The 23,576-nt window shown below is 47.7% G+C and carries 20 protein-coding genes and 1 pseudogene; 17 read left to right on the top strand and 4 right to left on the bottom strand.

Features of this window, described 5'->3' with window-relative positions:
- Positions 1-86 precede the first annotated feature (86 nt).
- From AC58UX_RS12860 to AC58UX_RS12845, 4 genes are all read left to right on the top strand, one after another.
- On the top strand, positions 87-1,922 hold the full coding sequence (locus tag AC58UX_RS12860; protein WP_497253119.1) for an APC family permease: 1,836 nt from the start codon (positions 87-89) through the stop codon (positions 1,920-1,922).
- A gap of 45 nt (positions 1,923-1,967) precedes the next feature.
- On the top strand, positions 1,968-2,228 hold the full coding sequence (locus AC58UX_RS12855) for a YqkE family protein (protein ID WP_497253117.1): 261 nt from the start codon (positions 1,968-1,970) through the stop codon (positions 2,226-2,228).
- Positions 2,229-2,239: 11 nt separating this feature from the next.
- The gene (locus tag AC58UX_RS12850; protein ID WP_497253115.1) at positions 2,240-3,208 is read left to right on the top strand and encodes a polysaccharide deacetylase family protein; all 969 of its coding nucleotides are present in this window, start codon (positions 2,240-2,242) and stop codon (positions 3,206-3,208) included.
- A gap of 85 nt (positions 3,209-3,293) precedes the next feature.
- The gene (locus AC58UX_RS12845; protein ID WP_497253113.1) at positions 3,294-4,352 is read left to right on the top strand and encodes a polysaccharide deacetylase family protein; all 1,059 of its coding nucleotides are present in this window, start codon (positions 3,294-3,296) and stop codon (positions 4,350-4,352) included.
- A 56-nt stretch (positions 4,353-4,408) separates the two neighbouring features.
- On the opposite strand, the gene AC58UX_RS12840 is transcribed toward AC58UX_RS12845, so the two are convergent.
- Entirely contained in the window at positions 4,409-4,747 is a 339-nt protein-coding gene (locus AC58UX_RS12840; RefSeq protein WP_497253111.1) for a nuclear transport factor 2 family protein, read from the bottom strand.
- 21 nt (positions 4,748-4,768) lie between these two features.
- Positions 4,769-4,984: a hypothetical protein gene (locus AC58UX_RS12835; protein WP_497253109.1), complete on the bottom strand. Its 216-nt coding sequence runs from the start codon at positions 4,982-4,984 to the stop codon at positions 4,769-4,771.
- A gap of 148 nt (positions 4,985-5,132) precedes the next feature.
- On the opposite strand from AC58UX_RS12835, the gene AC58UX_RS12830 reads away from it, so the two are divergent.
- The 4 genes and pseudogenes from AC58UX_RS12830 to AC58UX_RS12815 all read left to right on the top strand — a co-directional run.
- Entirely contained in the window at positions 5,133-6,545 is a 1,413-nt protein-coding gene (locus AC58UX_RS12830) for a hypothetical protein (protein WP_497253107.1), read from the top strand.
- 313 nt (positions 6,546-6,858) lie between these two features.
- Complete coding sequence (locus tag AC58UX_RS12825) at positions 6,859-7,434, top strand: NUDIX domain-containing protein (protein WP_497253105.1); 576 nt, start codon at positions 6,859-6,861, stop codon at positions 7,432-7,434.
- Entirely contained in the window at positions 7,431-7,853 is a 423-nt protein-coding gene (locus tag AC58UX_RS12820; RefSeq protein WP_497253103.1) for a DUF1284 domain-containing protein, read from the top strand. Before AC58UX_RS12825 ends, AC58UX_RS12820 begins: the two co-directional genes overlap by 4 nt.
- A 228-nt stretch (positions 7,854-8,081) precedes the next feature.
- Positions 8,082-8,306: pseudogene (locus tag AC58UX_RS12815) on the top strand (DUF4351 domain-containing protein); the annotation flags it as partial.
- Between the two features lie 360 nt (positions 8,307-8,666).
- Here the strand turns inward: AC58UX_RS12815 and AC58UX_RS12810 are convergent.
- Both AC58UX_RS12810 and AC58UX_RS12805 read right to left on the bottom strand, forming a co-directional pair.
- Entirely contained in the window at positions 8,667-9,314 is a 648-nt protein-coding gene (locus AC58UX_RS12810; protein ID WP_497253101.1) for an SOS response-associated peptidase, read from the bottom strand.
- A gap of 137 nt (positions 9,315-9,451) precedes the next feature.
- The gene (locus tag AC58UX_RS12805) at positions 9,452-10,564 is read right to left on the bottom strand and encodes a GGDEF domain-containing protein (protein WP_497253099.1); all 1,113 of its coding nucleotides are present in this window, start codon (positions 10,562-10,564) and stop codon (positions 9,452-9,454) included.
- Between the two features lie 151 nt (positions 10,565-10,715).
- On the opposite strand from AC58UX_RS12805, the gene AC58UX_RS12800 reads away from it, so the two are divergent.
- From AC58UX_RS12800 to AC58UX_RS12760, 9 genes are all read left to right on the top strand, one after another.
- Entirely contained in the window at positions 10,716-12,920 is a 2,205-nt protein-coding gene (locus AC58UX_RS12800) for an ATP-binding protein (protein WP_497253097.1), read from the top strand.
- A 237-nt stretch (positions 12,921-13,157) separates the two neighbouring features.
- Positions 13,158-13,736, top strand: coding sequence for a Pvc16 family protein (locus AC58UX_RS12795; RefSeq protein ID WP_497253095.1), 579 nt, complete (start codon positions 13,158-13,160; stop codon positions 13,734-13,736).
- 12 nt (positions 13,737-13,748) lie between these two features.
- Positions 13,749-14,552: a beta-sandwich domain-containing protein gene (locus AC58UX_RS12790; RefSeq protein ID WP_497253093.1), complete on the top strand. Its 804-nt coding sequence runs from the start codon at positions 13,749-13,751 to the stop codon at positions 14,550-14,552.
- A gap of 124 nt (positions 14,553-14,676) precedes the next feature.
- Positions 14,677-16,410: a phage tail sheath family protein gene (locus AC58UX_RS12785; protein ID WP_497253091.1), complete on the top strand. Its 1,734-nt coding sequence runs from the start codon at positions 14,677-14,679 to the stop codon at positions 16,408-16,410.
- A gap of 42 nt (positions 16,411-16,452) precedes the next feature.
- Positions 16,453-16,887 carry a phage tail protein gene (locus AC58UX_RS12780; RefSeq protein WP_056612231.1) on the top strand — a complete coding sequence of 145 codons (435 nt, stop codon included), beginning with the start codon at positions 16,453-16,455 and terminating at the stop codon, positions 16,885-16,887.
- A gap of 93 nt (positions 16,888-16,980) precedes the next feature.
- Positions 16,981-17,352, top strand: coding sequence for a phage tail assembly protein (locus AC58UX_RS12775; RefSeq protein ID WP_497253088.1), 372 nt, complete (start codon positions 16,981-16,983; stop codon positions 17,350-17,352).
- 11 nt (positions 17,353-17,363) lie between these two features.
- Complete coding sequence (locus tag AC58UX_RS12770) at positions 17,364-17,546, top strand: DUF6760 family protein (protein ID WP_081787256.1); 183 nt, start codon at positions 17,364-17,366, stop codon at positions 17,544-17,546.
- A gap of 17 nt (positions 17,547-17,563) precedes the next feature.
- On the top strand, positions 17,564-18,013 hold the full coding sequence (locus tag AC58UX_RS12765; protein WP_497253086.1) for a phage tail protein: 450 nt from the start codon (positions 17,564-17,566) through the stop codon (positions 18,011-18,013).
- 30 nt (positions 18,014-18,043) lie between these two features.
- On the top strand, positions 18,044-23,515 hold the full coding sequence (locus tag AC58UX_RS12760; protein ID WP_497253084.1) for a hypothetical protein: 5,472 nt from the start codon (positions 18,044-18,046) through the stop codon (positions 23,513-23,515).
- Positions 23,516-23,576: the final 61 nt, after the last annotated feature.

The raw sequence follows: 23,576 nt of genomic DNA, 5'->3' as shown, positions 1-23,576 counted from the left end.
ACACAAGGTCATTCCTTGTGTTTTTTTGCGTCCATTTTTCAAATGAGAACGTTGAGATTAGCAATTTATTGGAGGAACGACCACGAATGACAAGTGATTCATTAAAAAAAATTGTGTTTGGTAAGCCGCTAAAGTCGAGCGAGATTGAGTCGGAGAAAATGCCCGTCTGGAAAGCTCTCCCCATCCTTTCATCGGATGCCTTATCCTCTGTATCGTATGGGACAGAGCAAATTCTGTTAGAACTCGCGACGGTAGGGATTGCTGCATTTGCATTCTCCTTGCCGATTGCGATTTCCATCATCGCCTTGATTTTATTGCTCGTGCTGAGCTATAGACAAGTGATTGAAGCCTACCCCATGGGTGGCGGCGCTTATATGGTTACCAAAGAGAATTTAGGCATGGTATGGGGACGTCTTACTGGTGTCTCACTGCTAATCGATTATACCTTGACCGTGGCCGTTTCGATCTCAGCCGGTGTGCAGGCGATTACTTCGGCTTTTCCTTCGGCGGTGCCGTATATCGTACCACTTACAATCTTTCTAGTTTGGATTATGGTTTGGATTAATTTACGAGGTACATCTGAATCAGGAACCGTATTTGCGATTCCAACGTACTTTTTTATTTTTTGTATCCTGTTGTTAGTAGGGAAAGGTATCTTCGATATGATGACCGGCTCCCTCAATACGCATGCCATTGAATTCGTACCAAGTGCTGCGACGAACTCATTAACGTTATTCGTACTTCTCAAAGCATTCTCTTCCGGTTGTTCAGCCGTGACGGGAATCGAAGCAATTTCTGATGCTGTCCCGCATTTCCGAACGCCTTCTGTCAAAAATGCTAAACGTACGCTCATCTCCTTAGGCGGCCTATTGGCCATCGTGTTCGGGGGCGTAACCCTTATTGCCTTAGGATACGGGATTGCCCCGGATCATAACGGGCATACTTCCGTGCTATCGATGGTGACGGAGCAAGCTTTTGGCCGTGGCGTGATGTATTATGCGACGCAAATCGCTACGATGCTTATTCTCGTGCTCGCTGCCAATACGAGCTTTAACGGCTTTCCGATTTTGGCATCGATCATGGCTCAGGACAAAAACTTTCCGCGTATGTTCTCCTTCCGTGGAGATCGTCTTTCGTATCATTACGGCATCGTCACGCTTGGTGTGCTGGCGAGTCTGCTTCTGATCGGCTTTAAAGGGAAGACCGATGCACTTATTCCGTTGTATGCGATCGGCGTATTTTTATCTTTTACACTAGCTCAAGCAGGTTTGGTTCGTAAATGGTTAAAGGAGCGCGTAGCCGGTTGGGTCTGGAAATTGATCATCAATGGACTAGGCGGCATCGTTTCTTTTGCAGTTCTTATCATTTTCTCTGTGACAAAATTTAGCGAGGGTGCTTGGATCGTCATTATCGTGACACCGATTCTTCTCTGGTTAATTACGAAAATCAGTCACCATTACGATGATGTAGCCAACCAGCTGCGCATTGATATCACACAAGACCGCGTTTGTACGAAAGAACCCGTCATTATCGTACCCGTGGCCGGGATTCATAAAGCTGTTGAGCAAACCCTGAACTATGCCAAATCGCTCTCGCCTAACGTCATCGCGTTCTATGTTTCTTTCTCCGATGAGGACGAAGAATCGATGCAGGAGAAGTGGCAGATTTGGGACCCGGGTGTTCGACTGGTTGTGTTCAAATCGCGGTATAGAACGATCCTGAAGCCGCTGGCCGAATTCATTGACCGCATCGACACACACGTGTCGGAGAAGCAGTCGATCATGGTTATTCTTCCACAATTCATGCCGAAAAAATGGTGGCACCGTCTGCTCCACAATCAGTCTGCGGCGCGTATCCGTTCGAAGCTGCAAGCCGACAAGGATATCGTTGTTGCAACAGTGCCGTATCATTTACATCAATAGACGTGTACAATAATAGGGAGAACATGCAGACGAGGTGACCTTATTATGGTGAAAAAGAAAGCAAAAATGACGCCAGCTGCGGCTAGCGTGCAAGATAAACCCGCAACACTCAAGGACTTGCTGCGTCCTGAGATTTTGGAAGGCCTCAAAGCCCAGGCTGACGCGATGAAAGCGGAAGAGCAAGCGAAGAAGGACGCAGAGAGAGCTCGTGTAGAAGCGGCTCGTAAGGCAGAAGAGAAACGTCTTGAAAATGATTTTGCTTATCAGCTAGAGAAAAGCAAATTAGACTGGCGGAAACACAAATGAGGGGGCGCACGATGTGCCTCCTTTTCTTTGTTGTTGCATTGGTAGCGCTTCCAGGGTGTGCGAGTCCTACGACTTCGCTAACGGCCTCGTCGGAGCCTGGAATTGTGACGGCGACAGAAACTGCGACGGAAAAACCAGCAGTAATGGAAACGCCAACGCCAATAGCAACAGAAACACCGAAACCAGCAGAAACACCGACTAACGTATCGCCTGCGCCTAGTGCTGACACGACAGCTCCCGCGTCCGTTCTGGCCTTTGCATCGCTGGACAAGGCGCTGATCGACCGTTATGCAGCCAGCATCCCAACGAAGTGGGGCGAGAATCTCTCAGGCGTGCGCACGCACTTCGTTACCAAGGAACGAGTCATGGCTCTGACCTTCGATGCTTGCGGGGGCAAAGATGGCAGTGGTTACGATGAGAAGCTCATCGATTACTTGATCAAGGAAAACATCCCAGCGACGCTATTTATCAATGCAAGATGGATTGCTGCTAATCCGGGTACCTTTGCCTTTTTGGCATCAAATCCCTTATTTGAAATCGAAAATCACGGAACTGAGCATCGCCCCTTGTCTGTGACAGGCAAGCCCGCATACGGTATTGCAGGAACGAAGAATGTCGCGGATGTCATTCGTGAAGTGAAGGACAATGCTGATCAGATTGAAAAGCTGACGGGGAAACGTCCTTTATTTTTCCGCTCAGGTACAGCCTTCTATGATGAAGTTGCAGCGTCTGTGGTTCATGACCTAGGCTTCGATATTGCAGGCTACAATGTGCTCGGCGATGCAGGCGCAACCTACAACACGGAGCAGGTGTATAAGGCGCTGATAAAGGCCCAAAATGGAGCCATCGTTCTCGCTCATATGAACCATCCAGAGAAGGATACCGCCGAAGGCGTCATCAAAGCGATACCGGAGCTGCGTAAGGCAGGATTCAGTTTTGTACAGCTTGCTTCTATAGAACTAGTATCCCGTAATAAATAGTTTACAAGAAAGCGCTTTCGTGGTACTATCTTCCTAATTTATATATTCTCATCTACGGGGTTGTTGCAGCATGAATAGACTAAAATTGGAAAATCCAACGAATTTGGCGTTTACTGTTCTATTAGCTTCTTGCGTTATCTATGGTCTCTTGGCTCTATGGCCAATGATATCACCAAAGTCCCTGGATCAGACAATAACACCAGAGCAAGTAGTGGTTGAAGAACATCCTGTTCCTTCTATTGAGGAAGCGGTTCTACAGGAAGTAAAACAAGAAGAACAAGTCGTACAACAAGTACAACAACAACTGGAACTAGAAACGCAACAACCCTATCAGCGTCAAGTCAATGCGCTCAATTTTAATCAAGTCGATTATAGTAAACAAAAGGTTCATTATAAAGATAAAGTCATTGTTCTGACCTATCATCACATTGATGAAAAGGAAAACGGGATTACCATATCCCCTAAACGTTTTAGAAGTCACTTGCAAAGATTGAAAAAAGAAGATTACAACGTCATCTCCATGGAGCATTTTCTTCATTTCATGAAGGATGGAGCTCAGGTTCCTCAAAATGCGGTTTTAATCACGTTTGATGATGGTTATGAATCTTTTTATACCTATGCGTATCCGGAATTACTTAGCGTAGGTTTCCCTGCTACCAAATTTATTGTTGTGGACTCCATCGATCATCCCAAAGCACCGCGGCTTAAATGGGATCAGATGAGAGAAATGAAGCAGAACGGGATGAGTTTTTATTCGCATACCTACGATCATCATGATAAAGTCAAGGTGAATGCCAACGGTACACTCATGCCGATGCTTACGAATCCTATCTATTTGGAAGCTGAAAAGAGAGTAGAAACCGACGCCGAGTATCGCAAAAGAATTAAAAGCGATCTGCTGAAGGCAGAGAATCGTATAGAGGAAGAGCTTGGACCTCAGTATCGTCTGCTTGCGTTCCCTTTTGGTGCTTATAATGACACCGTAATTGAGGTAGGAAAGGAATTGGGATTTGACCTTTTCTTTACGACCAAAGAGGGGATCAATGCCAAGGGAAGTAATGAGATTTTTAGAGTCCATGCAGGCGCGTCGTATGTATCAGAAGATGATTTAATGTGGAAAATGAAGCAATTTCATAAAAAGTAAAATGATAAAAGCTGCCGGTAATGATACCGAGCAGCTTTTTCAAATGAAGATTACGACTACTGATTCTTCCTAAGAAACCACACCTTCGTAATGATGTCATCCTGGACTTCATACACAGCAACGGCTTCTAGAATGGCACCTTCTAATCGGCCGGTTATTTCTTCATGGTCGATGACATACTGGCCGTGAAAAATTCGTTTATCCACGGTTGCATGCATATTCGGATATGTTTCAAACAATTTTCGATAACGCTCTCTCATAGCCGCTTGGCCTTCCATGGTGAGTGTGTTAGGGAAATCATATATTTGAATATCTTCACTATAACATCCCATGAATTCATCAATATTTTTATTGTTATAAGCTTGTAATTGTCTTTCTACGACAGGTGCACGCATCTTGCTCCCTCCAGTATCTTGTTACTTTTTCTTCATCTCAAAAAACTCACACGCCGCCCGGTCATAATAGGTCAAATCGCTGACACGTGTTTGCACGACGACTGTCGTATCACTGAAGCGGAGTACAACCGCATTGGAATCGACGATATGGTCATCTTTGAAAATCCGAACAACCCCTTGCCGATCAATAACCTCTTGAAAATCTGAATCCGTATGTAAACGTTGATTCCTTGCCATGTAGATTCTCCCCTTACTTCGTTAAAATCGCTTTTAATATTGTACCACAAGGTGACAAAATGCCCGAATTTAGACGAACGCCTACGCTAAGCCGAGCATAGAATGTAGCACCAATTGCTGCTTGGGCTGAGAGGGTGTGTGGTGCAGGATGGATATTCAACTTTTACCGATTCATTGGGTCTATTTAGTGTTCATTGGTTTTATTCTTACGCTTCTTGTTAAACGCAGAGATACGACGATGATTTGTGTGGTGGGTATTTTTACATTAGGGTTGTTAGCGACGGAAACGTTGAGCGGCTCTGTATCGGGTGTGTTTAACAGCTTTATTTATGCGACCAAAGAGTTGATGGGGACGATCATGATCATCTCGATTATCGTGGCCATGAGCCGAGTCCTCATTCGGACGGGGATTAATGAAACGATGGTGGCGCCGCTGACCAAATTTTTAAGAACGCCAGCATTAGCTTTCTGGGGTATCGGCATCATTATGATGGTGACGTCCTGGTTTTTTTGGCCTTCACCTGCGGTTGCGTTGATTGGGGCAGTGCTTTTGCCTGTGGCTGTTCGGGTTGGCTTGCCGGCGCTTGGTGCCGCTATGGCGATGAACCTCTTCGGACATGGGATTGCGCTATCTGGCGATTACATTATTCAAGGGGCACCTAAATTGACAGCGGATGCAGCCGGAATTCCGGTATCCTCCGTGATGGAAGCGAGCATTCCACTCGTTATCGTGATGGGGCTTGTGACGACGATAACAGCTTTTTGGTTAATGAAGCGCGATATGAAAAATGGAAAATGGCGCAGCGGGCTGATTGATAGCCGATTAGAGGAAAGCGGCGGGCTTGTTTCTGTTGACGAAGAGAGCAAAGTGCTGATCGGAGAGCGTTTAAAGCGGAGTCTAGCCATCGCAATTCCTGTGCTGTTTGCTTTAGATGTCGTTGCTTTGTTTGTCTTGAATTTGCAAGGTGGCGATGCAACCGCTCTCGTAGGCGGTACAGCGGTATTTATCTTAATCGCGGTCACCTTGATCGCGCATCGCAATGCAGGCGTAGAGAAAATCACCTCGTATTTAATCGAAGGCTTTGTGTTTGGGTTCAAAGTCTTCGGCCCCGTCATCCCGATTGCGGCGTTCTTCTATTTAGGAGACTCCGCGATCACGGATCTATTTGGTAAAATATTACCAGAAGGTTCACACGGTATCGTGAACGACCTTGGCGTGGCTCTCGCAGGCGTCGTGCCGCTGAATGGAGCCATCGGTGCCGTGACGTTAACCGTCGTCGGCGCTATTACCGGCCTCGACGGTTCCGGCTTCTCGGGCATTTCCTTGGCGGGCTCCATCGCGCAGCTCTTCGCGACCGCCATTGGCTCTGGCGCAGCGGTGCTGACTGCGCTAGGGCAAGTTGCCGCCATCTGGGTCGGCGGCGGCACCTTGATCCCGTGGGCGCTCATTCCGGCCGCGGCCATCTGCGGTGTGAGTCCGTTCGAGCTCGCGCGACGGAATCTGAAGCCCGTGCTCATCGGCTTAGCGGTGACGACGATTGTGGCGATGTTTTTGGTGTAAGTAGTTAAAATGTAAAAAGGCATCCTTCTATTAGGGATAGACCTCTCCATCTGAAATAAATGCAAAAGAGCATCCATTTTGCCGGCATTCAGCCAGTTGCTACCTTTTCGGCTCAAATTGATGCCTTTTTGCACGAATTCGGCTAGTTTTAGCTGTAATCGCTGAAAATGGATGCCTTTTAGCATTTTTGGTCGTCATTCCACCCCAAATGACCAGCTAGCGCGACTATACGGAGTTGCCTATTGTCCATCATTCGCAGTAAGCTTGCATATAGATGATTTAGATGATGGATGACCAAAGGGAGCTGGGACAGATGGAAGTTAAATTTTGCAGCAGCTGTGGAGCTGCCATGGAGACGCGTGATGTGGATGGAACGGAGAGAAGAGCCTGCACATCATGCAGTTTTGTTCATTGGGGGAACTACAGCATCGGTGTCGGCGCACTGGTGATGAAGGATGAGAAAATTTTGCTTGTGCGCAGAGCACAAGAGCCAGGGAAGGGACGCTGGACGAACCCGGGTGGATATATTGAGCAGCATGAGCTGATTCAAGATACCATTGTGCGTGAAGTTCTGGAAGAGTGCGGAGTTGAAGCGTCCGTCTCGCGGTTGGTAGCGTTACGTGATCTGCCGAGAAGCATACATAATGTATATATCGCTTTCGAAATGTCCTACATTGGCGGAACACCTCAGCCAGATGGCGTAGAGGTAGATGCAGCAGGCTTTTATAGCTTAGAAGAAATGGCTGACATGCCAGTCGCCGATTTCACCAAATGGCTCATTGATGTTGCCTTGCATTCCAAAGGGGATGGCCTCATCGAGGACAAAGAACCCGTCATTACGATGGCTGGATACGGATTGTATCGTGTGCCGCGGGTTAACAACGTATGATTCAACTTCGCGGACATCATCTGCTCTGTTTGTTAGGTTACCGAGGTATGGGGTATTCCCCAGCGTTTTGTGAAAATATGACGACGGTCTACGAACAACTGCGCACAGAGCCTGAGACGATGATTCGCGTTGTTCTTGGACCTGATGATCTTTGCGCTGCATTCCCACAGGATCAAGTTGCGCATTGCGAGAACCGTACGGTCTATCAGCGTGACGCGGAGATCGTTGCCAAGCTTGGGTTGGAGATAGGGATGGAGCGCACTTGGTCCACTATCTGCGGGCAAGTTGCCCTAGAAGTGAAGCCGGTTGACATTAGCCACCTTTGTGCGACATGCCGCTGGGAACCCTATGGCGTATGCGCGGATGGTGTACGCATCATCGGAGAAGGTGGCGTCTTGCCGGCTGTTCCTAAGAAGTGAGAAGGCTGAGCCTGATGGACACAGAGATGCAAGCAGCAGATCATCTTTACGAAAATGGACGGAGACTGTATAATCGTCGTAGCGGAAGCACCGCCAAACGTAGTTTTTCTACGGCTTGGCAGGTGCTTTTTTGCATGGAGATTTTTAAGGTGAGGGAGGAGGCAGCTAGTAATCATTGATCATGATCGTTTATTTAAAGAATTGATTCGGACGTATTTCCAGGAGTTTATGCTCCTGTTTTTTCCACAACTTCATGAAGCTATAGACTTCAGGTCGATCACTTTCTTGTCGGAGGAGGTGTTTACGGACGTTGTAGCTGGGGAAAAGCGTAAGGTGGACCTCCTTGTTGAAACGAAGCTAAAAGGTGAAACAGCGTTGATCATCGTACATGTCGAATCGCAAGCACAGTGGCAACGTTTTTTTCCTGAGCGGATGTTCATTTACCACATTAGAAAGATGTTTTCGGTTCCCGAAAACATCTTTCTAATAGATTGAAGGAAAGATCGAAGGCGAGCGCACCATTTTAGGTAAGTTTATCAAAGCGCAATTCGGGGAAGCGAGTGGTGCTATCATTGCGCAGCTCACTTATTTGACGGATCTTGATGTATTGGATCGTTTGACCGATCGGTTGTTTCCTGTCACCCAAATAGAAGAGGCTCGGAAATTAGTAGATGAAGCGTTCAGGGAGCAGCAAAGAATAAACTCCCACCAGTAGTTCCATTTGATGAAAAGAGCGTTCAGCCCAACATGGTTAGTGGGTTTGAACGCTCTTTAGCTTTGCAGCACGCTAGTGAGATGAAGCTGAACGCTTAATCACACAAAAACACTCACATCAGCACCCATCTCCAGCTTCTCGGCCGGGGACGTAAGAATATTAGCGACCATCCGCATCTCGTCGATCGGTTGCAGATAAGATCTTAACAAACGGCTGTCCTTCTGGTCAGGTTGCAGCCATTTTTCCATACCCTCTTCGTCAAGAATAGCGGGCATATTCGCCTGATAGGGCGACACGACGGAATTGGATTCCGTCATCAGCATCATGCACGTGCGCAGCTCTTCGCCGCCAGAAGGGGCTTGCCAAATGTCGTACAGCCCAGCAATGCCGAACGTGCCGCTCCGCATTTTGAATCGAATCCACTCCGTCTCCTTGCCCTCCGTTACCCCAACATAGAAGGAGCTGCAGGGGATGACACAGCGTTGCTTTTTGACAATGCGCTCGAACACAATGTTCGAGAAGATGGAGTTACGCTCGCCGCATACGGCATCTTTGGCCCAGAAGGGCATCAGTCCCCAACGGAATTCATCCAACAGGCGCTCACCCTTGCGATTCATCATCACGGCAGATATAGATTCTGTAGGGCGCACCTCGTAGCGATTGGAACTATAGGATAAGAGCCGATCGACGCGGAATTGCTTCATGACTTCGTGAACATCAGCCAGAATGGCTATGGAATGACACATCATTAACACCTCATTTGATTTTGGTTCTTCTCATTATTTTCCTAACGCAACCAATTCATGTATGAGGCTTAACACTTTTTTCCACGGACGCTTCCAAAATGAAAAAACCAAGAGCGATTATGCTCCTGGTTCTGAGGTTATTCTGCTATAGATACTTGAATGTCTGCGGCATGTACGTGCATGCGGTTTTTGCCGTTGCGCTTGGCCGTGTACAAGCATTCGTCCACCAGCTGAAACCAAGCCTTTTTCATCGTATTTCGATTGTAAGTCGCGAGTCCGATGCTCATGGTCAGCTTCTGATCGGGCATTTCTGGAATCACAATATCGCGTACGGTCTCCATAATTGTATCGCAAATGGCAATGACCTCTGGTTGTGATTTCCCTACGAACAATACGGCAAACTCCTCGCCGCCATAGCGGAATGACATATCATCCGGGCCAAGCACCTCTTTGAGAAGGGTACCGATCGTTTTGAGAACGACATCTCCGACCCAATGACCATAATTATCATTAATGAATTTGAAGTTATCGATGTCCATCAACGCAAGCTCCAATGGAGCTTCATGAGGCATATGCCTAATCAGGTGGTCCGTATGCTCTTGAAAGGAACGATGATTAAATAGCTCTGTCAGCGCATCGACTTTGGAAAGACGGTCAATCATGACATTGCGAATGAGCAGATCCTGCTCGCGAACAACTGAATTCTTGAGCTGGGCAAGCAGGTCGAGCCCTCGACCCATAATGGCAAAGCAGAGCATGGACGTTGCGGTTAAAATGGTGAAGGATGCAATCACTTCGTAAGGATTCGTTGTTTGTCCTCTTGCCATTTGGGCAAGGAGCAGGATGACTAATATAGTGATGCCTAGAATATAAGCGAAAAGTAGAAATCGTTTCTTGAAATAGATGGAAGATAACAAAATCGGTATACTGAGCAGCTCATAGCTGCGTGTCATTTCAGGAATACACAGGATGAATATACTAACCATGGTCATGGTCCATAGGATCATGATAAACTCACTATAGGATTTTAAATAATGCATCGCCAAATAGCCTACGCCCATAAGAAGAAGCTGCAAAATCGTAGGAATTAGTTGGAACCTCGTAAAACTACTAAACCAAGTCGTCGGATGCTCTTGGATATTAAAGCCTAGAGCAATCGTAGCTGCTACTTCATAAATGATGAGAATCCACCATAACATTAGCATGAGTTTTCGATTCCAAGTTGGATCAAGTGTTGGAAATTGTTCCATCAGAAGGTGGCACTTTCCTTTCAGGGCAGTAGGTGTCGATACGATTTGTGCCTTATCCTGATATTGTAAATAATAACCCCCTATTAACGCAAGCTATTAATGTAGTTATCGGTTCGTTTTAAAAAAATATAAAGAGTCATTGGGGAGGCCTATGACAGCTCAAGGGTATGTGCATGCATGGGAACATTATAAGGACGAGCTTCAATTACTAGATAAAAAATTAGAGCTTCTCTACAAGCGCCGTCAAAAGCTTACGCCGGATCCGCAAACCGATTCTTTCCGCGGTATGTTTGTATCTGAGGATGAATTCATTCGATTAATTGGTGGATTTGGTCATGAGGAACCACTAGATGAGGAAGAGCAAGAGATCTTGGGAATGATAGAGATGCTAGACAGCGCTATCACCATTCGAAGAGAAGCGAGCCGCAAGTCGGGCTTGTTTCTGCCTTTGACTTATTTATCTACGGTTTTTGGTTTCACTTCTATTGAAGAACGTTTCGTTATGCTGGGTCTTGCAGTAGAGCTGGATCGAAAATATGAGCGGATATTTGGCTTCTTGTTGGATGATCTCACTTGTAAAACGCCGAATATTAGCTTGGCGCTGCAAATTGCCTGCCAAAGCCCGGAAGATATGCGAGCTGCGAGAACGACCTTCATGGCACCGGATGGGAAATTAGCCCGCTATGTGCTGAATTCGGAAATCCAACTGGTCAATGGGCAGACGCTTTTATCCAGACCCTTGCAGTTGGACAAACGAATTGTGACCTTCTTATTGGATTCTGGCGAGCTGGATCCGAATTTAAAGCCAGCTGTCGAAATCTTCTACCCCGATGACGAGTTATCGCCATTGCTTGTCCAGGAAGACTTTCAACAAAGGCTGCGCAGCTTTATTGCAGACGTATACGGAGCGCCAGCAGCGGAGCGCAAACGGTTAGCGTTCCATATATGGGGGAATGCAGGCGCTGGGAAAAAGCTGCAGGTGAAGCATCTCAGCCGCTCCTTCAATAAGCCGTTGCTGTTGGTAGACCTCGCTGATGTGCAGCTCCATGCGGCAAGCTTTGAAGATCAGATTCGCATGATTGTACGCGAAGCGATCCTTCATCAAGCCGTGTTGTGCTTCACACGGCTGGACGTGCTTTACCCCGAAGAGCCGGACCTTGCTGCGCAGCAGCGGCTCGGGCGGTTTCATGAGCTGCTCGACGGCTACGGCGGCATGGTGTTTTTGTTAGCCGGGCGGTTCAACCGGCTGAGCTGGAAGCCCAAGGAGCGGCTGCTCCTTGAGCATGAACTTGCCGTGCCGGACGAAGGCGGGCGTGAGCGCCTTTGGCAGGCATTTGCGCAGGAGCTGGGCGTCGCTGCGGACATGGACTATCGGGTGATGAGCGGAAAATTCCGCTTCACCCCGGGGCAAATTCGCCGCGCGCTCACGCTCGCGCGCGGGTACTCTTCCTGGCAGACGGCCGCTGCCGGGGAGGGCGGTTCAGGCGCGTCGCTGCGCAGCGACGCGCTGTATAAGGCTTGCTACCAGCAGGTGCAGCACAAGCTGGAGCGCAAAGCGACGCGCATTGAGCCCCGCTATGGCTGGGGCGATGTGATCCTCCCGCCCGAGCAGAAGGATCAGCTCCGCAATGCGTGCAATCAAGTGAAATATCGCGGCGTAGTCTACAGCGAATGGGGCTTCGAGAAGAAGCTGGCCTACGGCAAAGGGCTCAGCATGCTCTTCGCCGGTCCTCCGGGCACGGGGAAGACGATGTCTGCGCAGGTTGTGGCAGGCGATCTTCAGCTTGAGCTGTACAAGGTTGACCTTTCCCAGGTCATCAGCAAGTACATCGGTGAAACCGAGAAGAACCTTCACGAAATTTTCGAAGAGGCGCAGCTCAGCAATGCCGTGCTGTTCTTCGACGAAACGGATGCGTTGTTCGGTAAGCGTTCCGAAGTGAAGGACTCGCACGATAAATACGCGAACATTGAGACGGCCTATCTGCTTCAAAAGATGGAAGAGTACCAAGGCATCACGGTGCTCGCTACCAATCTACTGAATAATATTGATGAAGCCTTCTTACGGCGGATCAATTATGTCATTAAATTCCCGTTTCCGGACAGTGAGTATCGGGAAAAAATTTGGCAATCTATGTTTCCAAAAGCAGCGCCGCTTAGCGATGATGTTGATTTTAAATATCTCGCACAGCGCTACGAGATTGCTGGCGGTAACATCAAGAATGTCGTTCTCTCATCCGCATTCCTAGCAGCTGAATCAGGTGAGCCTATTCGCATGCAGCATATCATCAAATCTATTCGTCATGAGCTGCAGAAATCAGGTAAAATCCTTGCACGGCAGGAGTGGGAAGATTACTAGAATAGCTAGATTAAGTAGGCAAAAGGCAGGCTCTCACATCAAGTGTGAGCTTGCCTTTTTGTCGGCTGTATTCACCACTTTTCAGCCAAATATCGTCAAAATTCGGGATATTCACATAAATAAATAATATAATTCCTATAGTCAATGGGACGGTTTACATTTATAATAGAAAAAGATACACAATGTGACATTTTAAGCACCTTTTTTACAAGATTTTTAGGTATTTTGAGGCAGGAAGTGACACCCATAGGTAATTATTCTGTCATTGCGGATGTAAGCGCATCTTTAATTAAGCTTCTACGAGAAAATATGACTCCAGACCCTATTCCACAACCAGAAATGATAGGGCTTGCATCTCCTGTGGATAAGGGAGATTTCTATCTATCCCTCTATCTGTACAACGTTCGCGAGAGCGGCAACAATCGTCAAACCCATATGATTGCTAGAGGGACGAATGAGATTCAGTTTCCTCCCATGGTTGTCGATCTTAGTTATTTACTCACGGTGCAATCGCCCGCTGAGCTTTCATCCCGCGCCTTGGATGAACATCGGATTCTAGGCAGAGCGATGCAAGTACTCTACGATCATTCTGTTCTTCGGGGTTCGTTGACCGTAGGCACGTTAGCAGAACAAGATGAAGAAGTTCGTATCGTCATGGACCCTTTTAAGGGTGAAAGTATCATGAACATGTGGAATTTCTCAGACACCCCTTACAGACTCTCAGTTGCTTATACAGTGGGACCTGTACATATTGATTCGACACGCATCAAGAAAACTAAAAGGGTTGCAGAAACCGATTTTAGTATTCAGGGTTAGGAGGATTCCATTGTGGATCAGATTCGTATAACACAATTGAAATCTCGCGTTTCCCTGGTCGTGTGCGTGATTGACGCACTCACCTCACAAGCTCCTCTCGGCAACAAGACCACAGTTCACCTAGAAGGCACCCGTTCGAAAGCGATTCGCAAATCGAATGGTTCCTATATATTCAATGATTTACCTCCCGGCGACTACCGGTTATCGGTTCAAAGCGAGTATTATTTTTCAGAACAAACAAACATCACCGTTGGCACTCACAATTTTATGGAAGTTGTTCAAATGAAACCGTTACCTTCCTACCCTTTTTCACAAGGAGCAGGACTTATTCGAGTTATGCTCCAGCATGCGACTGGCGCTCCGATTCGCGATGCTCGCTTAGAGTCAACCGTTCTTACGGAGGACTGTGCTCGCGCGCGATTAATGGTTGATCAAGCCGACAAGGGCCATCTTGAACTGACATTTGGTTCATTCACTGGAGGCATTGTGGCAGGAGATGCTTATTTGCTTCGAGGCAGAGGTGCTAAAGCAGCGGAAGAGGTTATCCGCATTGCCGAAGTACTGGAGCATCAGAAGCGCTTTCGACTCGCGCAGCCACTAACTAAATCGTATACGCGAGGCGCTATGCTGCTGCCTGTACAAGAAACCCGCAGTACGGAGCGGGGAGAAGTCGCCATTGCTTTTAGAGGCAATCGAATTCCCAGCTTTCAGACCGACTTGGTCATCAGGTACGGGGTAGAAGGCAAGCATGTGATCGAGGATATTACGGTTGCAGAAGGAACAACCACCAATCTGGGGACGATACGTCTCGCATGACCCTAATTAGTAGAATGGACACGTCCATCTTCTATACAAAAATGACAAGCAGAAAGGAGAGAACTGGTTTCATGTCGGTGGTTTTTATGATGTAAGATGTGCCATCTGACAGAACTGGGGAACAATGGCTGACTATTTATCACCTGGAGTCTATGTGGAAGAGTTTGACAGCGGAGCACAACCGCTTGAGGGTGCAAGCACAAGTACGGCCGGGTTTATAGGGCTTGCGCAAAGAGGGGAAATTGAAGGTGTCCCTCAACTGGTTACGAGCGTAGCTGATTTTCATCGTCTATTCGGTAGCTACTTGTCCGAGAATGAATTCGGCGAATATCGTTTCCTTTCCTATGCGGTAGAGCATTTCTACTTAAACGGAGGTAATCGCTGTTTCGTTATGCGTGTAGCGCCAACTGATGCGAAAGTAGCAACGAACAAAGCGGCTTCGAATAAAGAATCAGCAATTCTTGAGATTGCTTCTAAGAACCCTGGAACATGGGGGAATCAAGTTCGTATCGTTGTGGTACCTGCTAGCAAAGCAAAGACACAAATCTATGAAGTGCTAGGTGCAAATCAATATCGCGTGAAAAACAATGCTGGCTTTAATGTTGGCGACGTAGTTGCTTTCGAAGCAGCGGGCGTGAAGCAATACAGCAAAGTTGTAGCTTCCCAAGATAACATCATTGACCTGTCTGAAGCGCTTGATGGCGATGTTGTGGATAGCGGACTACTTCCTTCGAAAGTATTGACGACAAGTGAGTTCACACTTCACGTATTCTACGGTGACGAAGCTGAGACGTATGAGAGAGTATCCCTCAACATTACGGCAGCGAATCACATTGAGAAAATCGTTTCCCGTTCGAACATTATTACGGTGAAGGATTTGACAGAGGGTCAAGATCTTGGCGCAATCGCTCCTTTCGAGGTGCTTTCCGGCGAGAACGAATCCGTTGGCAAATTCCAAATCGCATTGTCTGGCGGCAGCAACGGTTCTATCGCAAATGTAACGCCTGATATTTACATGGGTGTTGACCGTGGTCCTGGCAAACGTACAGGGATTCAGTCCTTCATCGACAACGATGTTGTGTCCATCATTGCAATTCCGGGTGTAACTGAGCCAACCGTTCAATTATCCCTTGTAGCGCACTGTGAAAACTTGGGCAGCCGCTTTGCAGTTCTCGATATTCCACGCGAGAAAACTAAGGTAGCGGATGTTATGACACACCGCAACATCTTTGACAGCTCGTATGCAGCGATGTACAACCCATGGTTGCAAGTGTTTGATCCATTAGATAAACGCAATATATACATACCGCCATCTGGCTCAGTTATTGGTATTTACTCCCGTTCCGACCAATCTCGTGGCGTGCAAAAAGCGCCTGCGAATGAAGTCGTTCGCGGTGCTGTTGGCCTAGATTGCCAATACAACAAAGGCGAGCAAGATATTTTGAACCCACAAGGCGTTAACTTGATCCGTCATTTTGCTGGACAAGGTATTCGTGTATGGGGTGCTCGCACGACATCGTCGAACGGTTTATGGAAATATGTGAACGTTAGACGTTTGTTCATCTTTATCGAAGAGTCCATCAAGAACGGCACGAACTGGGTTGTCTTCGAACCGAATGACGAACAGCTTTGGGCACGTGTACAGCGGACGATTGATGCCTTCTTGACACGGGTGTGGAGAGATGGCGCTTTGATGGGCGGAAGTCCTTCCGAAGCGTTCTACATTAATATTGGCCGCAGCACAATGACACAGGATGACATCGATAATGGTCGACTCATCTGCGTAATCGGGGTTGCACCGGTGAAACCTGCCGAGTTCGTGATCTTCCGTATTACTCAGAAAACAAGAGAAGAATAGTCTAACGTTAGTTAATTACGCATATTAGGAAAGGGGTATACTATGGCTGGCGAACGTAGGGATCCATACCGCAATTTTAGATTTAGAATTGAAGTTGAAGGTATTCAACAAGCTGGATTCAGTGAAATTTCTGGATTTGATGCTTCCCTTTCGGTAATTGAATACCGCGAAGGAAACGAAACAATCACGCCTCGGAAGCTTCCGGGACTTGCAAAATACGGTAACATCTCATTGAAATGGGGAGTTACAGACTCCATGGATATGTACAACTGGATGTCAGAATCCATTCAAGGCAAAATCTCCCGCAAAACGGTCACGATCATCGCGATCAACGAAGAGGGCGGAGATGTCGCTACTTGGCAAGTAATCGAAGCATGGCCATCCAAGTACTCAGCACCAAGCTTCAAAGGGACTGGGAACGAAGTTGCCATCGAGAGCTTAGAGCTTGCTCATGAAGGTATGACACGTACGAAGTAATACAAGGTTAGAGTAGGTGCCGGAGCGTACGCCTCCGGTTCCTAACTCTTCTTTTTGTTAAGATGGAGAAAACTTTAAGGGGGTAAAGACAACATGGCTTTTAAAACAGAATATGAATTTGAACTTCCAAGAGGGTATGTAGATGATAATGGTACGCTTCACAAAAGAGGTGTCATGCGTTTAGCGACTGCTGCGGATGAGATTTTACCGATGCGAGACCAACGTGTTCAGCAAAACCCGGGCTACTTAACGATCATCCTACTTACTCGCGTTATTACAAATTTAGGGGATTTGCGTGCGATTGATACTCGCGTCGTTGAGAAATTTTTCACAGCAGATCTCGCATTTCTACAAAATTTCTATCGTCAAATTAACGAAATGGACGCACCTACGGTGCATACGAGCTGCCCAAAATGTGAGCACGAGTTTAATGTGGATGTCTCTTTTTTGGACGAGATGGCGTAACGGGCTATCCCATAGACAAAATATATGAGGAAGTGGGCTTCATAGCTTACTATTTTCATTGGTCACATGATGAAATTATGTCCATGGAACACCGTGAACGCCGTACGTGGTGTGAGGAAATTTCCCGCATCAACCGTAATTTGAATGAAGAAGGTAAAAAACAGCCAGACAATCCGTTTGATGTGTTTCGGTAAGAGGTGAGTAACAAACAATGTCAAAGAATCCACCAAGATTGCATAATGTAGGTGGCAATTTTCGATTTCTAGTGGAGCTTGATGGGTTAATCGTCGGGGGCTTTTCCGAGGTAACGGGCATGAAGTCAGAGATCGAAGTCAAGCCGTACTGGGAAGGTGGCTTGAACACGCATCCGCACTACATGGTTCAGCATACGAAGTACCCGAATATTGTGCTTAAAAGAGGTATCAGTAATTCCAGCGAGTTGTGGGATTGGTACAATAACGCTGCTCAAGGCAAAATAAGCCGTAAGAACGGCTCTATACTTTTGTACAATGTTGAAGGTAAAGAAATGTGCCGTTGGGAATTTACGAGTGCATTTCCCGTGAAATGGAATGGACCTGATCTTAATGCAAGCAGTGCCAATGTGGCGATCGAGTCAATCGAGCTGGTGCATGCAGGTTTGAAGACGATTTTTAAGAAATAAGCGAATGCTGAACTTTTAGGGGGATTGTTCATGAAATCTCGACAATCGCATAAACCCCGTAGAAAGAAGATAAAGGGTTCGTTACGCTTTGCTGAAGGTAAGGGGAGTAGCGCTGTTGGTCAGACTTCCCGTCAATCTAAGCAATTTGCTTCTGGCATCATGGGTAAGTATGGATTTGATCGAAATAACTATTTAGGTATGTTTGCTCTTATTTTTAAGAGTAAAGGGCTGTTAACGGATAAAGAATTAGCGGCCATGAAGAAGAGCCCAAGTGATCGAGCGTGGGTCCTACAATTGCAGCTGCAGTTGGAAAGCTTGAAACACCCAGAATCAGCTCCTTTCATTACGAAGCAGCAAACGATTCATCACATTCAGAAGTTAGTGACACAAAGCGGATATCGTCTGCCGAAGCAAGTTCTTTTAGAAGAAAAGCAACAAGATGCCAAACGTTTGTCCTCCGAACCGGGGCCAGTAGCAACTGATGCGCCAGTCAAGAAGAAGCGGGGACGCAAAAGCAAGAAAGACAAGGAATTAGAAAACCAACTCCTGACTGCACAAGAGAATGTTCATGTCGTTAAAGATACGGATATGTCGTCTGAACAATCGGGAATTAACGTCGTTAATAAAAGAAGCTCACCGATGATCACGCGTTCGATGAGGCAGCTTGTTGCTTCGATAGGTATGTTAGCTCATTCGACAAGCAGCAAGACGCAACCGAACCCAAAGGTGAATGGAGTTCAACATACAAGTCATACAACGAATATTTCACACAAAACATTACATTTACTATATAAACAAGCTTTGCGTGAGGGGAATAACCTTGGTCCGTCTCGTGTAAATAACGTTGATGGTCATACGGCAGGTAAAGCCAATCATCAAAGTGTTGCTCAGCATGTTGATGCCATTCGCAATACGTCAGTTTGGCTGGAGCAGTTCCAATCTGGAAAGTTGAGTTTGGGGCGGAACGAGGATGCGCGAATTGGTGACCGTTTAGCACAGTCAACCAACCTGCAAACGAATCCTTCTTTTTTACACGTGGCTCAGCTGATGCTGCAAGAAGTAACACAAACGCACTTGAGTCACAGTAGTGCATCACAATCGAGTCCGCTCAACATGAATATGGACGGGGTTCCAAGCCCGAACTTAACAGAACCTCAGTCGGTCGTGATTGGGAAGGCTTTGAGATTGGGAGAAGGCCCTTTTTCAGAGGGAGTGACTCCGCAAACCGTACGGTTTATTCGAAGTTTATTGCGCAAACATGCTGAAGGGCAAGATGTACAGGCGAGCAAGCCTTTAAACGCTGATAAAGGTCAGATGGATGAGAAAGTACCCGCAAGCAGGAGTACTGCTTCTGCTGCTAAAGGCTTTCTCGTATCCAAGCAGCTCCCTATGGCAATTAATGCTTCAAGTTTAACTTCACGGTTGCCTAGGTCGATGCACGCTACTGCGGAATCAACGCGTTCTAATCGCAATGGAATGAACGAATCTACTTCGCCTATCACTACTGTGTGGCGTAAGACGAGTGCGCCAGATGAAGCTGCTGTGATGCAGCGACTTCCGCGTGGGTTACAGGAACAAAGCCTGGAAATGTCCGAAGTTGTTCAACGTTTGCAACAAGAACGTGATGAATTACGGCTGCAGACTTCTGAATCAACGAAGTCCCAAGTAATAGAGCAACAGCGCATACAACAAGGGCAACAAGAAGAACAACAACGGGCGCAACAAGAAGAACTGCAAGAGCGACAGCTGCAGCAACAAGTTTACGAACAGTTGGTGCAAGCTCAATCGCAGGTTTTGCAGGAGTATGGAAAACAAGAGCAAGAAGAGCAGCATGTGCGCCAAGAGCGGCAAATGCAACAACAAGAACAGCAAACCGTGCAACAAGGAAAGCAAGTACAAGAACAAGAGCAGCAAATGCACCATGTGGAACCAGTGGAACAAATGCAGCAAGTCAATCAAGTACAGCAAGTGCAGGAGGCTGGCTTAGCAGAATCTGCGATTCCGCAACCCGTGGAGCAGCCTGTGAAGCGAAAAAGAGGACGACCGCGCAAAAATAGCGGAGTCGTACAGACGAGTAATGAAACTGAGAATGAAACCGATGTTGGATTAGCTGAGAGTGTAGAGAGTGTACCAACTTCGCTTAAAGCAGAAATATTTGAGAAGTTGATACCAGAGCCTGAGGCTGTTCGAACGCCTGAGAAGGAAACGGTAGCTTCTAAACATGTTGAGACGGTGTCAGCTTACCCGAGTCAGGTGTATAGAAAGCCTGCGCTAAGTGAGAGTAGACGATCAACAGCTCAAAAAATCCAAAGCAACGAGAGCTGGCTGCAGCAGCTCGTTACCATACAAAGACAACCCTCTTCTAATAACGATTTTTTCATTAGGAGTACTAATAGTGTTAACAAAGATGGTTTGCAGGTCGTGAACGAAATGGCTTCTGCCCATCTATTAAATAATGTTGTAAAGCCTGATTTAGGTACAGAAGTATTTGCTAGATCTGAAAGTAAACTTAAAGATCAGAGCATAAGAGAATCGTCCGCAATCGCTCTTAGGAGTACCGGTAGAGCTTCTACCGGGAAGGAACAGCTTGGAAGTCACCAGCTGCATCGTCAGCAAGAGAAACAAGCTGACGATCGTCAAAGCTTTCATCTCCAACGAGAGATAGCCGAATCAGAAAGCAGAGCTCCAAGAGCAGTACATAAGGATCCAATGCTGAAGGTAGGGGATGAACTCCTTCAACCTGCTGCTACACTGGGGATGCGAGAAGAAAGCAGAAGGCAATCACAGGCAAAGCAAGTAGGTCAGCTTCAACGCAAAACGCAAGAGATCACCAACAAACAACCTGTTGGAAAATTAGCTTTGGAGATTGCAGCTAAAATTGCCGAAGCAAGCATTCGATCTACAGGCACTTTACTTCCAACGCCACCAAAGCAAAGAAGTAAAGAGAACCGAGAAGTCGTGCAATTACTACGAACAACGTCTCGCCTTTCCGAAGCAAGCAATAACGGAAATGTAAGTCAACTTCAGCCAGGAGTGCAGCACGAGGATACTCAGAGTTCGGTTGCACGGTGGATGCCGATTAGACCAACGTTAGCTGCCGAAATTGCAGCCAAGGCAGCGCAAGGCAGCATGACTTTCGCAAATGCAAATAAAGATGCGATGGATGGGTCTCAGTCAATTCAACGCAGATTGCTTAAACCAGCTAGCTCCTTTCAAGATGGACACAGTGGTGTTTCAACAGACCCGTCTAGAGTGAACTGGATCAATCGTGCTGCGGAAACAAGTGAAGCTAGACCAAGTGCGAAGGAAGCCTCGCTTCGCAGCTTTAGTAATGAAACCACCAACGTTGGATTGGGGAAATCAACTAGTAGTCTTGCTCCTGTAGCAATTGTTAGGAAAGCTGGAAACCCATCTCGCGTTAATCGGGTAAAAGAGCAGCAAGCAAGTATCCAGCGCAAAATAGACTTAGGACAGTTTATCTCACAACAACCATCGCTAGGTTCTCACTCCCCATCCTCTTCGGTAAACAGTGAGGGAAGTGCTACGATCGCACGATCTACGAGCTCATGGATGAGAGGTCAGCTTACACTGCGAGCAGGCCGAGTCGAGGATGGTACCATTACAAGACGAGCAAGCGGAGCAGGCCTAGCAAATGATAGGCAACAACTTGGCGTACCCGGTGCGGCAGAGAATGGCAGTGTGCAGCGGTCAGTTGACAGAGAGAACGAAAGGCAGAGCAGCAGCACCGCTAACGTTGAACAGACAAGTGAAGTTGTATCAGGGGAAGTAGGAATACAGACTTCTTCCGCAGGATTGCATGGAAATCAAGGAAGTAGAATGGATGCACATGTCGACCAACAGACCTCAGTATCTACAAGTCAGAGTCTAGCGAGTCGAAGTGATGGCGAAGTAGACGCACAGCTTAGTCAGCCAGCAAGAGAGGTTGCACGTGGGAAGCTTGTGCAACAATCAAGACCGGACAGCAGAAATGCGAATGTGTTGCAAAATAGAAGTATAAGCAGCTTAGGCTCAGGAAAGCTTGTGCAACGCTCACTAGGTATTGCTAATGGTATGCAAGTTAGAAGGGCCAATCAAGCAGATCCTACCCAACCGCGTGGTGGTTCAGGTGAATTCGTACGTGACTCTCTCGTTCAACGCACGTCCAGAAATGTGAATAGCGGGAATATGAGACTAAGTCGAGTGGAAGAGACTGCTTTTAGACAGATGGGAACGGCAAACGAGTCAGAACTTAGAAGTATTGTTCAACGTGAAAATAGTGCAGCGCGTTCGGCATCAACAAGCTCAATCCGAGATGTTGAAACAGATCAGCGTCAGATGGTTGGACGCGATTCTATGGTAAGCTCACATCGCATACAACGTGCAAGTGATGCTTTGGGTGTAAACCTGATTCAACGCGCAAGTGAGTCCAGAATGAGACAATTGATGGGGAAATCAACTGTTGAGGATATCAGGCAAGCAGCAGCGCAGCGAATCGATAGTCAAACTTCATCACAGTCACAGCGTAGAGATACGAATTGGAATGGGGCGCAAGCCGAACACCTCCAGAGACGAGTCATCGTCGATGGCAGTGAGCGCGCGCCTATGCGGGAAGCACATGGTTCGGAGAACCAATTGGGAGCGGAACGCTTCCAATTGGATTCGGCGGAGCAAACCATTAGAGCGATGTTGAGCGCTCAGATCGATGAGCGCTCAGAGCCTGCGGCCGCTTCGCGGGCCGCAGAGACGGTCCCCGGCGCGCGCTCCGCACGCGCACCAAGGGCTCGCCAGCGCCCGAGCATGACACCGCGTGTCATGCCGCCGCTGCTGGCGAGCAGCGCAGGAGCGCTTCGCGCTGCTCCTGCGGGAATGGCTGCGGCTTCGCCTGCCGCAGCGGAACACCGACTGCCCGCCCGCGGGCCGGGCAGTCTGACACAGGCGGCTGCCGCAGGCAGAGCCGCCGCACCAACAGCTGGCGCGCAGCGCAGCGCCAGTATAACGGGCAGCAGCGGCCAAGGCTGGGCCGCTGCATTAACAAAGCCGCTGCCTACGCAGCTGCAGCGGCAAGCACGAGACATCGGTGCGCAAAGCATCGCCGACGCCCGCCAAGGCACGCCAGCGATGAGCGTGCCCCTGCAGTCCCGGACGCAGCAGCCGTCCATCGGCGCGTCTCACCAATCGCCGATCGGCATGCCGATGCAGCCTGGCAAGCAAGAGCATCTGGCCGCACCAATCAGCATGGGCATGCTGGAACACAAACAAGCACCTGCGAGCCAGCTTGCGAATGCACCGCTGGAAATGGACTGGCTGCGCACCAAAACGAGCGCAGACCAAGAACCAACACCAGCTGCGCCAGTCGATCAGACGCTGCCAGAGCTAAGCGAAGTGCAGCTGCAAGAGCTGATTAAGCAGCTTCCGCAGCTGGACATCTCCAAAATCGCGGACAAAGTGTACCGCGAAATCGAGAAGAAAATGAAATTCGAACGGCAACGCCGAGGTATATAATTGTTTTACATGACATTTCATTAATCACATTAATTATTTGCGCCACTAAGGCAGAAAGGAC

The sequence above is a fragment of the Paenibacillus sp. J22P90 genome, assembly GCF_059692195.1.
The sequence above is the reverse complement of the archived record's forward strand: the minus strand, read 5'-3'. Positions and strand labels throughout refer to the sequence as shown.